The sequence below is a fragment of the Aestuariivivens sp. NBU2969 genome, from assembly GCF_019931125.1.
Classification (GTDB): domain Bacteria; phylum Bacteroidota; class Bacteroidia; order Flavobacteriales; family Flavobacteriaceae; genus Aestuariivivens; species Aestuariivivens marinum.
Window position 1 is genome coordinate 37569 of record NZ_JAIOUU010000011.1, and the last position, 12213, is coordinate 49781.

A 12213-nucleotide genomic window follows, 5' to 3' on the forward strand; every position below is an offset into this window, starting at 1 on the left:
AATTAGGGTTTTGGGATATTTTCATATCGTCTCAGTTCTATAACTTCATTGAGTTGTAGGTCTAAATTAGAAACCGAAATTAAAAAAGCTTTAATACCTTCTATAAGCTCTGGTTTGGTAGTTGTGGATAATTGCACTAAACTTTCAAGTTTATATATTGTGGTTTCTACTACTTTTAGTCTAGCTAAAATGGAATTGTCCTTTAAATCTTCTGGTATATTTTTGTTTAAATCTTTTAGAAGTGTTTCAATGGCTTTTTTATTATCGTTAAAGAAACTTAAATCTCCTTTTTTAAGGTAGCCAACCTGCTCTTGCAGTTGATTGTATTCCACCCAATTTTCAATTGCTCTCTGTGCTTCTGGACTTAGCACAAATTCGGTGTAATTGATTTTGGACAGATCACTTTGGTTGACAGTTTTAATAAAGGGTTGGTCAGTTTTATTGTCACTTTTTGAAGTGTCCCTTTGATTACAGGAAAGAAATAATATAAATAGACTAAACAGATATATAGGCTTCATAGAGGTCTTAGGGTTTTATGTTGTTTTACAAAGATATAGGAATATTTTTAGTTGTAATTTAAAATTACGATAGGCTATGTGACTGAACACTATTAACTGGATACAGAGCGAAAACTGCCATTGTTTTGTTCCATTTTTTATAAGCCATCCAAGCTATAATCTAAAATCGTATATTTAGCAACTTAAATAGAATAAAGCTATGCTTGAAAACTTTTGGTTTAATGTAGAATACGGTGTTAACCATGTTCTGGATATTAATGCTTATGATCATGTTCTCTTTTTAATTTGCTTAACAGCACCTTATGTGTTTAAAGATTGGAAACGTATTGTTTTATTGGTATCTATGTTTACCCTGGGGCATACACTGTCTTTAATATTAGCGGCTTATAGTATTGTTAATGCCAATGCCCAATTGGTGGAGTTTCTCATTCCCATTACCATTTTAATCGTTGCGGTTTATAATGTGTTTACTGCCGGGAAAGGAGCACAAAAAGAACGTATTGGTATTTTATTTTATACCACCCTGTTTTTTGGTTTGATTCATGGTTTGGGCTTTGCACGTGAATTTCGAATTCTTTTAGGAGACTCAGACAATAAATTGGTTTTACTTCTGGAATTTGCGCTTGGTATAGAATTAGCTCAGGTTATTATCGTGTTTATGGTGCTCTTTCTAGGATACCTAGGACAGACCATTTTTAGATTTTCTAAACGCGATTGGGTCATGGTTATTTCGGCAGTTGTTATTGGATTGGTATTACCCATGTTACTTAACAGTGATTTTTTAAAATAGGATAATGGATTGGTTTGGTATTTGGGATGGAAATAAGTTATAAAGCATGCTTTGGAATAATTAAATCTCGATTATCGAGTTAAACTTTCATAAAACTTTAACGCACAAGGGTTGTAATTAAAATACGAAGCCACTATATTCGTTATTAGGTTTGCGTAAAGGATTGCAACGGTATCCTTATGTTTGGGGCTTCGAGTACCTAAGCCACCAAATTAATATATAGAAAAAGCCTGTTTGCCTTTAAGGGCAACACGCCTAAGTTTTTAAAAACAGTGTATGCCAGAACATAAACAACTTAAGTATGATAAGGCCTATTTACAAATGGCCAAGGAATGGGGTAAACTCTCGTACTGCAACCGCAAGCAGGTTGGTGCACTTATTGTAAAGGATAGAATGATTATTTCTGATGGTTATAATGGAACACCTACAGGTTTTGAAAATTTTTGTGAAGACGAAGAAGGCTATACCAAATGGTATGTATTGCATGCCGAGGCAAATGCCATTTTAAAAGTGGCGTCCTCTACTCAATCTTGTAAAGGGGCTACCTTGTATATTACCTTGTCTCCGTGTAAGGAGTGCAGCAAATTAATCCACCAAGCAGGGATTGTTAGGGTGGTTTATAGTAAAGCTTACAAAGACGATTCTGGATTGCTTTTTTTGGAAAAAGCAGGAATAAAATTAAAATTAATAGAAGATTTAATGACATAATGCCCTATAAAAAAAAATATCTACCCTTGGTTTTAGGTGTTGCTATTGCGGCGGGAGTGCTCATTGGAGGAAAGTTGAATTTTACCGATTCACCAGACCGCTTGTTCTCTACCAATAGTAAGAAAGATAAACTCAACAGGCTTATCGATTACATTGAGTACGACTATGTAGACGAGATTAATACCGATAGCATTGTTGATGTTACCGTCAATGGTATTTTAGAGAATCTGGATCCACATTCCGTATATATCCCCAAAAGGGATATGGCACGTGTTGCTGAAGAAATGCGTGGTGATTTTGTAGGGATTGGCGTTAGTTTTTACACCTATAGAGATACCATAACCGTAATACGTCCAGTAGTAAATGGCCCTAGTGAAAAAGTAGGCATTAAGGGAGGCGATAGAATTATTATGGCAAATGGTGATTCCCTCATTGGAAACCGTATTGCAGATGATAGTTTGGTGAAAAAGTTAAAAGGCCCAATTAACTCTAAGGTGCATTTAAAAGTTTACCGAAGAGGGGAGCCAAAACTTTTGGATTTTACAGTAAAGCGATCGGTCATACCTATTAAAAGTGTGGATGCCGCCTACATGTTGACTGAAAAGTTGGGGTATATAAAAGTTAATCGTTTTGCTGAAACGACCTATAAAGAATTCAAAACAGCTTTAAAAAAACTAAAAGATGTTGGCGCTACCGAGATAGCTTTGGACTTACGTGATAATCCCGGAGGTTTTCTAGACATTGCCGAAAAGATGGTCGATGAATTCTTAGAAGATGACAAACTCATTCTCTTTACTAAAAACAAACGTGGCGATATTGAAAAAAGTTATGCCACACATAAAGGCGATTTTGAAAATGGCAAAGTGTATGTGCTCATAAACGAAAACTCCGCATCAGCAAGTGAAATTGTCGCTGGAGCATTGCAGGATAATGACAAAGGACTTATTGTTGGGCGACGCTCTTATGGCAAAGGTTTAGTGCAACGCGAAATGGATCTGGGTGATGGTAGCGCAGTTCGTTTAACCGTGTCCAGATACTATACTCCTACTGGACGCTCCATACAACGACCATATAAAAACGGACATAAAGATTATTACGATGAATATTTGGAGCGTTTGGATAGCGGTGAACTGTTGAATCAAGAAAAAATAAAAGTCGCTGATTCGTTAAAGTATGTTACGCCTAAGGGTAAGATTGTTTATGGAGGTGGCGGCATAATACCAGACGTGTTTGTGCCTGTAGATAAAGGTATATTTAATGGAACCTTAAATTATTTAATGCGTCGCGGCTATATTGGTTACTTTGTATTTGAGGAGTTGGAAAAGGACAGGCATCTTTATGACGGTATTTCAAGACAGGATTTTATTGATAATTTTAAGGTGAGTGACGACCTTGTGACGTCTTTTCAAGATTACCTTAATCTAAGATCGGACACAGTAGTTACATTTGTTGCCTATTATGAAGAAATAAGGCAATATGTTAAGGCTGCTTTAGCAGATCAGCTTTTTGGAGACGGTGCTTTTGAAGAAGTATTTAATCAAACCGATATCATGATTGATGAAGTGATTAGGTTGAGTGAAGGGGAGTAATTTTTTAGAATTTTTAAACTTGAGCATGTCAAGCATACCATGTTGCTCAAAACAGGCTAAAGCGAAGACCTTTGACGGCATTGATTTTAAACTACCTTATCATGCACCTTGGTATGTTTCCCGTCATTCCAAAGGGTTAAAATATCTGTGGCGACATGAGCGCCACTTCCTGAGGCTATGGCAAACTGACTGCGCCAACCCGCCAGCGTGCCTGCAACATAGAGATTGTGTTCAATTAAATGGTCAGTGTTTTTTAACCATATACGGTTCTTTTCAATAGTGGCTCTTGGATGAGGTTGTACATATTGTTCGAGCCCTTTAATGCGTATTAAATTGGTATAGCCTACTGCTATTACGACGGCTTTTGTATGGTATAAATTTTTGTTTGTTCTTAAGGTAAAAGAATCTTCCGCTTTGATGATTTCCAGAACCTTTTCTTTATCGATTTGCTGTACATGGGGGTATAATATGGCCAATTGCGATTTGCCACTTTCCAAAATGGAAGCTCCCATGGTTCCTGGGCTAAGTCCCAATACATTATTGAATAAAGCGTCCTGTAAGTGGGATGTTTTCTGGTGAACTATAATGCCAATTTGTTTGTCTTTGGCGTAAGGTTTGTCTTTGGCGGAACCTAAAACCAAGGCGCATGATAAACCTGCTGCACCACCACCAATAATAAGGACATCAAACATCATTTTTTATGTTTTACCTTTTCTTCAATACGCTTTGAAATTTTTAAAATAAGCATCAAAACAATAGCGCACAATGCAGCTAGTATAGTTATTAGGGCAACAATGCTATCACCCTCAAAAGGGGTATTAAAATTTACTTTAGTGGCATTAAAAACTATCAAAACCAAAGCAATTACAATAAAGAGAGTAGAAACAAATTTCATGTGTTAATATTTATTGATTTTTCAAAAGTCATCTGGAACATCCAAGTTATTATTTTGCCGTGTTGTGTTGTTAAAAAATTAGTCATGAATGTTTCATTAATTGAATAGGATTTTAATATTGTGGGCAAAGAGTTTAACGGCAATGGCCAATAAAACCACGCCAAAAACTTTACGAATAATATTGATGCCATTAACACCCAAAAAACGTTCAATTTTAGATGAAGTTTTTAGAACGATATAAATAACAATAACATTTAGTATAATGGCAAGGATAATATTTTCAACCCTGAATTCAGCACGTAAGGAAAGCAGTGTTGTTAGGCTTCCTGGGCCTGCAATTAAAGGAAACGCCAATGGAAACACAGAGGCCGTTAATGGGTTGGTACTTTCTTCTTTGTAAAGTGTAATGCCCAAAATCATTTCCAGAGCAATAAAAAACAAAATAAAGGCACCAGCTACAGCAAAGGAGTTAACATCAATGCCTATAAGGTTTAAAATGCTTTTTCCTAAGAAAAGGAACAATGTCATAATAATACCCGCGATAATCGATGCCTTTTCACTTTGTATATGCCCCACTTTTTTACGCAAATCGATAACAATGGGAATATTGCCAACTATATCTATTACGGCAAAGAGCACCATAAAAGCAGTAAAGATTTCTTTTAAATTTAATTGCATGGTCTTATGATTAAATTGCGATGCAAAGGTCTATATTAATTGTCAAATAACAAGACCAAAAATATAAAGTTTATCTATTTTTGCTACAATTAAGAGTGTTATGTTTCAGTTAGGAAAAACCATAGTTTCAGAAGATATTATTGAGAAGGATTTTGTTTGCAACCTTTCGGCCTGCAAAGGGGCCTGTTGTATAGATGGCGATGCAGGTGCACCATTGGAGGAGGAAGAGACCAAAATTCTCGAGACTATCTACCCTAAAGTGAAACCTTTTTTAAGACAAGAAGGTATAGAAGCTATTAAAAATCAAGGGGTGTTTATTACGACTGAAGATGGTGAATTAGAAACGCCTTTAATTAATCGAGCCGATTGTGCCTATGTTATTTTTGATGAAAACAACGTGGCGCTTTGTGCAATTGAAGAAGCGTACAATCAAGGAGAGATTTCTTGGAAAAAACCAGTGTCCTGTCATTTATACCCCATAAGAGTAAAAGATTATACCGAGTTTTCTGCTGTAAATTATCATAGATGGCAAGTTTGTGATGATGCTTGTACTTTAGGAAAGGAGCTTCGGGTTCCTGTTTATAAATTCGTAAAAGAAGCCCTTATTAGGAAATTTGGAACTGATTGGTATGATGAACTGGAAAAGGTTGTCAAAACTTTTTAACAGAATTAAGAAATAGCTTTAAACCGCCCATTTTACTAAGCTTTCTTAACTTTTCAAGTAAAAATTTTTGTCAACTTTTTCAAAATCAAAAAAAGTTAAAATGCTGTAAATCAAATTTATAACCAATTTTTTGTGTAAACTTCTGTTTCTCAACACCTTTTTTGTTTGTTAAAAACTTGTTGAAAAGGTTTCTGTAATTTTTTTAAAAAATATCAATCATTTTACAATCTTTGTTAACCTCAAATCATCTCAAATTTTTTTCAATTTTTATAAAAACACCATTTTAGTAATGTCACAAGCAGTAGAGCCTATTCTTCAAGAAAATAAAGATCGTTTTGTAATTTTTCCAATTAAACATCATGATATTTGGGAATGGTACAAAAAACAGGAGGCTAGTTTTTGGACTGCAGAAGAGATAGATTTACATCAGGACATTACAGATTGGGCCACCAAATTAAACGACGATGAGCGTTATTTTATAAAGCATATTTTGGCTTTTTTTGCCGCCAGTGATGGTATTGTAAACGAAAATTTAGCCGAAAACTTTGTTAGTGAGGTGCAATATAGTGAGGCCAAGTTTTTTTACGGATTTCAAATTATGATGGAGAATATCCATTCCGAAGTGTATTCACTGCTTATAGACACCTATGTTAAAGATGAGAAAGAAAAAGATATTCTTTTTAAGGCCATAGAAAATTTCCCAGCAATTAAGGAGAAAGCAGAATGGGCATTAAAGTGGATTGAGTCTCCGAGTTTTGCTGAACGCTTAATTGCTTTTGCTGCAGTAGAAGGAATCTTTTTCTCTGGAAGTTTCTGCTCCATTTTTTGGTTAAAGAAACGAGGTCTTATGCCAGGATTAACATTCTCCAATGAACTTATTTCAAGAGATGAGGGGTTGCATTGCGATTTTGCTGTGCATCTGCATAATAACCATATCATAAATAAGGTGCCCAAAGCCCGTATAACCGATATTATTACAAATGCATTGGATATTGAACGTAGTTTTATAACAGAATCCCTGCCTGTTAGCTTAATAGGGATGAACGCTAAGTTAATGACACAATATCTTGAATTTGTAACCGACAGATTATTGGTAGAGTTTGGATGTGATAAAGTCTACAATGCTACTAATCCGTTTGACTTTATGGATATGATTTCATTGCAAGGGAAAACCAATTTCTTTGAAAAGCGGGTGTCGGAATATCAAAAAGCAGGTGTTCTCAATAAAGAAGATAACGAGAACAAGTTTAGCTTCGATGAAGATTTCTAGGAAAATTCTAAAAGAAGGAACAAAAAATGTCGTCGTCCTTTTAAATTCTTAAAGGGAAACGATCTCAACCATAAGTAATTATTTTAATTAACTGATTTTGGAACTAATTAACCCTTAGTTTCAAAATGAGAACAACTAACTAACCATTTTTCTGAAGGTGTATCAGGAAAACCTAAAAAACGTGTAAAAAATGTATGTAGTAAAAAGAGACGGAAGAAAAGAACAGGTCATGTTCGACAAGATCACCGCTAGGGTGAGAAAATTGTGCTATGGATTAAACGAATTGGTCGATCCATTACGTGTTACCATGCGGGTAATTGAAGGCTTGTACGATGGTGTAACGACAAGTGAATTGGATAATTTGGCGGCAGAGATAGCAGCGACTATGACAACGGCCCACCCCGATTATGCGCGTTTGGCAGCACGTATATCGGTTTCTAACCTACATAAAAACACGAAGAAGACCTTTAGCGAGGTTATGCACGACCTCTATACTTATGTAAATCCTAGAACAGGTAAGGATGCTCCTTTACTTTCCGATGAGGTTTATAACGTCATAATGGAACATAAAGACCGTTTGGACTCTACTATTATTTATAATCGTGACTTTGGTTACGACTATTTTGGTTTTAAAACCTTGGAGCGTTCTTATTTATTGAAGCTTAATGGGAAAATAGCAGAACGCCCACAACACATGCTTATGCGTGTTTCGGTTGGCATTCATTTGGATGATATTGAATCAGCGATAGAGACGTATGAACTGATGTCTAAAAAATATTTTACACACGCTACACCAACACTGTTCAACTCTGGTACACCAAAACCTCAAATGTCGTCATGTTTCTTATTGACTATGAAGGAAGATAGTATAGATGGCATATATGATACATTAAAACAAACAGCTAAAATCTCGCAATCTGCAGGAGGAATTGGTTTGGCAATGCATAATATACGCGCTACAGGGAGTTATATCGCAGGGACCAACGGCACCAGTAACGGTATTGTACCTATGCTTCGTGTGTTTAATGATACGGCACGTTATGTAGATCAAGGTGGCGGTAAGCGTAAAGGTAGCTTTGCGGTTTACATAGAACCTTGGCATGCCGATATTTTTGATTTTCTAGAATTGAAGAAAAACCATGGAAAAGAGGAAATGCGCGCACGCGATTTGTTCTACGCCATGTGGATTCCAGATTTGTTTATGAAACGTGTACAGGAAGATGGCCATTGGACCCTTATGTGCCCTAATGAATGTCCTGGTCTACCTGAAACCCATAGTGAAGAATTTGAAGCCCTCTACACCAAGTATGAAGCCGAAGGTTTGGGAAGAAAGACCGTTAAGGCCCGTGAACTTTGGGAAAAGATTTTGGAATCCCAAATAGAAACTGGCACACCGTACATGTTATATAAGGATTCTGCGAACCGTAAATCCAATCAGAAAAATTTGGGAACCATTCGTTCTTCCAACTTATGCACCGAGATCTTGGAATATACATCACCAGATGAGGTGGCCGTTTGTAACTTAGCATCTATAGCCTTGCCTATGTTTGTAAAAAATGGTGAGTTCGACCATAAAGAACTGTTCCGTATTACAAAGCGTGTTACTAAAAACTTAAATAGGGTAATAGACAGGAACTATTACCCGGTACCAGAAGCTAAAAACTCCAACATGCGCCACCGTCCTATAGGTTTAGGGGTACAAGGTTTGGCCGATACCTTTATTCAATTACGTTTACCTTTTACAAGTGATGAAGCCAAGCAATTGAATCAGGATATTTTTGAAACGCTTTACTATGCTGCAGTAACGGCCAGTATGGAAGAAGCTAAAGCAGATGGACCTTATCAAACCTATAAAGGGTCTCCTATAAACAAGGGTGAATTCCAACACAATCTTTGGGGCTTAAAGGATGAAGAATTGAGTGGCAATTGGGATTGGGCAAAATTACGCAAGCAGGTACTTAAACATGGCGTACGTAACTCCTTGTTAGTTGCACCAATGCCAACAGCATCAACTTCGCAAATATTAGGTAATAATGAATGTTTCGAGCCTTATACGTCAAACATTTATACCCGTCGTGTATTATCAGGTGAATTTATTGTGGTGAATAAACACCTGTTGGAAGATCTTGTAGAATTAGGCCTTTGGAATGAAAGTTTAAAACAGGATATTATGAGGGCCAACGGGTCCATACAAAACATTGATGTTATTCCTCAGGACATTAAAGAGCTGTACAGAACAGTTTGGGAATTAAGCATGAAGGATATTATCGATATGTCCCGTCAACGCGGCTATTTTATAGACCAGTCACAATCGCTTAACCTCTTTATGGAAGGTGCGACCATGGCAAAGCTTACCTCAATGCATTTTTATGCATGGAAGAGTGGCTTAAAAACGGGTATGTATTACTTAAGGACCAAGAGTGCTGTTGACGCCATTAAGTTTACCTTACAGACTACCAAAAAAGAAGAACCAACGGCAGAAGTTGTTGAGTTGAAAACGGTTTCAGTAGAGCAAGAAGAAGCTAATAAAAAGAAGTTAGCCGCACAAAATGCCGCTAAATTTGCAAAGCAAAGCACACAGCAGGTAGAGGTAGAGCCAATGAGTGCAGAAGAAATGAAAGCGCTTATAGCTCAAGCTAAAGCTGGTCAAGGCGATGATTGCCTTATGTGTGGGTCTTAAATCTAAACATGAACAAAAAAGTTTTAAAGTGTTAAACAAAAGCATCCCGACATGGCGGGATGCTTTTGTTTATAATTAATACTATATTTATAAAATTTAAAATGATTAATATGTCGAACCAAGAATTTACAGTTATGCCAGATTTATATGCATCGAGGGGGAATAGATTTGCCAATTTTATCATTGACAAAATAGTATTTTATGCCCTAATATTAGGTTTAAGCTTTCTTGCAGGAATGATTGTTTATTCTTTTTTTACAGATACAACGGCTTTTGATAAATTTTTATATGAGTTAGAAAACAAAGGTGATCTCATGGACAGATTGATAACGAGCATAATATTTGCCGTTTTTTATATGATTTCTGAAATTTTACTTAAAGGAAAGACTATAGGAAAGTATGTAACAAAAACAGTCGTGGTCATGGAAGATGGATCAAAACCAAAGGCGTCTGATATTATTTTAAGAAGCTTATGTAGGTTAATTCCTTTTGAAGCACTTTCTTTTTTAGGAGCTGAAGCTAGGGGTTGGCACGATACATTATCGAAAACATATGTGGTTGATATTTCCAGGCTTGAAGCCAAGAAAAAAACACATAGTGAATTGGATCAAATAGGAGTTTCCTTAAATATTTGATTCAATGGGTGTTATGATTAAAAGATTATTATTTTACTTCCTTTTAATTTTATTAGGAATTCTACTCTATCATAACCCGAATTTTAAAACCATTTCGGCAGGTGTTGCCATTTTATTGTTTGGTATGATTATGTTGGAAGAGGGCTTTAAGGTATTTACCAAAGGCCCCTTGCAAAACATTTTAAAATCGGCAACCAACAAGCTCTATAAGAGCATTACAACTGGGGCTATGGTTACGGCTTTAATACAGTCCAGTTCTTTGGTTTCAGTTATCACTATTTCTTTTATTAGTGCGGGGTTAATTTCTTTGGCTGGAGGTTTGGGATTGATTTTTGGTGCGAACATTGGTACAACAGCAACAGCTTGGTTGGTAGCAGGTTTCGGGCTTAAAGTTAAAATTTCTGCATTAGCATTACCCATGCTGATCTTCGGAATTATTTTTTCATTCCAAAAGAAAGTTTCGCTTAAAGGCATTGGTAATGTTCTAGCAGGTTTGGGCTTCTTTTTCTTGGGAATCCATTATATGAAGGAAGGATTCGATGTGTTTAAGGAATACATCGATTTGTCACAATATGCCGTACCAGGTTTTTTTGGAGTTGTTGTATACACCGGATTGGGTATTGTCATTACCACAATTTTACAGTCCAGTAGTGCCACTTTAGCCTTAATTTTAACAGCATTGGCTGCAGGGCAAATAGAATACGAGAATGCCTTGGCGTTGGCCATTGGGGCTAATGTAGGTACAACCATAACAGCGGTATTAGGAGCTATTGGCTCAAATAGTGCCGGGAAGCGTTTGGCCTTAGCCCATTTTATATTTAATATGGTTACGGGATTGGTGGCTATTGTATTTATTTACCCTTTGGCAAAACTAGTTAATAATGCGTCGGATTTTTTACATATTGCTAACACAAATTATACATTAAAACTAGCGTTGTTCCACACCATATTTAATATTGTTGGGGTTATTTTGATGATTCCCTTTATTAAAAAACTGGAGCGTATATTATTGCGATTTTATAAAGAAAGGAGCGATAAGGATATTGATGAGCCAAAATATTTAAACCCAGCTGTATTACAATTTCCGGGTGCCGTTATCTCTGCTTTAGTTAAGGAGTCTAAGTTTTTATACCAAAACAGTGTTTTTGAAATTGTTACCCATGCACTAAATATTCACAGGGAAGATGTGAAATCAGACAAGAAATTAAAAACCGTCATACAGGACTCACAAACTGATTTTCATACCAATGTTGAAGACCTTTATTATACCAAGGTAAAATCCATATATAGTGAAATAATAGCATACGCTACCACTGCACAAAGTACTTTAACGCTTAATAATAAGCAAAACAAAGCCATAACAGATATAAAGATTGCTAACCGAAAAATGGTTGAAACCATTAAAGATGCCCGTGAGTTAAATAAAAATATAACCTATGCTTTGAGTAAGGGTAATGACTATTTGAACAAGGAATATGATAGCTATAGAAAAAAGTTGGTCAAGGTACTACGAGTTATTTATTTGTTTAGAAAGGAAGAGGATGCTAAAGTGTACGAGGGTAAACTTAAAGATTTAAAAAAAGAGGCGAAAGCCAATATTAAACACAGTAATAAATCCATTGATAAACTCATTCGTAAAAACTTAATCACAGCCGAAATGGCTTCATCCTTATTTAACGATTACGCCAATGTAAACGACATGATTAAAAAACTAATTGAAGTTGCGGAATTGCTTTACGGTAAAAAGGATAGCTTGTTTGAGGATAATGGTGGCGATTAAGTTATA

12 protein-coding genes are annotated in these 12213 nt (G+C 36.0%); 8 read left to right on the plus strand and 4 right to left on the minus strand.

What is annotated here, in order from left to right; translation table 11 throughout:
- Nucleotides 1–2: 2 nt before the first annotated feature.
- Nucleotides 3–518, minus strand: coding sequence for a hypothetical protein (locus K7G79_RS09375; protein ID WP_223551321.1), 516 nt, complete (start codon nucleotides 516–518; stop codon nucleotides 3–5).
- Nucleotides 519–717: 199 nt separating this feature from the next.
- Here K7G79_RS09375 and K7G79_RS09380 point away from each other — a divergent pair, with 199 nt between their 5' ends.
- The 3 genes from K7G79_RS09380 (at nucleotide 718) to K7G79_RS09390 (ending at nucleotide 3605) form a co-directional block, all read left to right on the plus strand.
- Entirely contained in the window at nucleotides 718–1308 is a 591-nt protein-coding gene (locus K7G79_RS09380) for a HupE/UreJ family protein (protein ID WP_223551322.1), read from the plus strand.
- A 276-nt stretch (nucleotides 1309–1584) separates the two neighbouring features.
- Nucleotides 1585–2016, plus strand: a complete 432-nt coding sequence (locus tag K7G79_RS09385; RefSeq protein ID WP_223551323.1) for a dCMP deaminase family protein — start codon at nucleotides 1585–1587, stop codon at nucleotides 2014–2016.
- A complete protein-coding gene (locus tag K7G79_RS09390) occupies nucleotides 2016–3605 on the plus strand; it encodes a S41 family peptidase (protein WP_223551324.1) in 1590 nt (529 codons plus the stop codon). Before K7G79_RS09385 ends, K7G79_RS09390 begins: the two co-directional genes overlap by 1 nt.
- Nucleotides 3606–3691: 86 nt before the next feature.
- Here the strand turns inward: K7G79_RS09390 and K7G79_RS09395 are convergent, their stop codons facing one another.
- From K7G79_RS09395 to K7G79_RS09405, 3 genes are all read right to left on the minus strand, one after another.
- The gene (locus tag K7G79_RS09395) at nucleotides 3692–4297 is read right to left on the minus strand and encodes an FAD-dependent oxidoreductase (protein ID WP_223551379.1); all 606 of its coding nucleotides are present in this window, start codon (nucleotides 4295–4297) and stop codon (nucleotides 3692–3694) included.
- A complete protein-coding gene (locus K7G79_RS09400) occupies nucleotides 4297–4500 on the minus strand; it encodes a hypothetical protein (RefSeq protein WP_223551325.1) in 204 nt (67 codons plus the stop codon). Before K7G79_RS09400 ends, K7G79_RS09395 begins: the two co-directional genes overlap by 1 nt.
- 96 nt (nucleotides 4501–4596) lie before the next feature.
- On the minus strand, nucleotides 4597–5178 hold the full coding sequence (locus tag K7G79_RS09405) for a MarC family protein (protein ID WP_223551326.1): 582 nt from the start codon (nucleotides 5176–5178) through the stop codon (nucleotides 4597–4599).
- Nucleotides 5179–5278: 100 nt separating this feature from the next.
- Here K7G79_RS09405 and K7G79_RS09410 point away from each other — a divergent pair, with 100 nt between their 5' ends.
- From K7G79_RS09410 to K7G79_RS09430, 5 genes are all read left to right on the plus strand, one after another.
- Nucleotides 5279–5842, plus strand: coding sequence for a DUF3109 family protein (locus K7G79_RS09410; protein ID WP_223551327.1), 564 nt, complete (start codon nucleotides 5279–5281; stop codon nucleotides 5840–5842).
- A 289-nt stretch (nucleotides 5843–6131) separates the two neighbouring features.
- Nucleotides 6132–7112 carry a ribonucleotide-diphosphate reductase subunit beta gene (locus K7G79_RS09415; RefSeq protein WP_223551328.1) on the plus strand — a complete coding sequence of 327 codons (981 nt, stop codon included), beginning with the start codon at nucleotides 6132–6134 and terminating at the stop codon, nucleotides 7110–7112.
- A 190-nt stretch (nucleotides 7113–7302) separates the two neighbouring features.
- Nucleotides 7303–9792, plus strand: coding sequence for a ribonucleoside-diphosphate reductase subunit alpha (locus tag K7G79_RS09420; RefSeq protein WP_223551329.1), 2490 nt, complete (start codon nucleotides 7303–7305; stop codon nucleotides 9790–9792).
- A gap of 110 nt (nucleotides 9793–9902) precedes the next feature.
- On the plus strand, nucleotides 9903–10427 hold the full coding sequence (locus K7G79_RS09425) for an RDD family protein (RefSeq protein WP_223551330.1): 525 nt from the start codon (nucleotides 9903–9905) through the stop codon (nucleotides 10425–10427).
- A 13-nt stretch (nucleotides 10428–10440) separates the two neighbouring features.
- Nucleotides 10441–12207, plus strand: coding sequence for a Na/Pi cotransporter family protein (locus tag K7G79_RS09430; RefSeq protein ID WP_223551331.1), 1767 nt, complete (start codon nucleotides 10441–10443; stop codon nucleotides 12205–12207).
- Nucleotides 12208–12213: the final 6 nt, after the last annotated feature.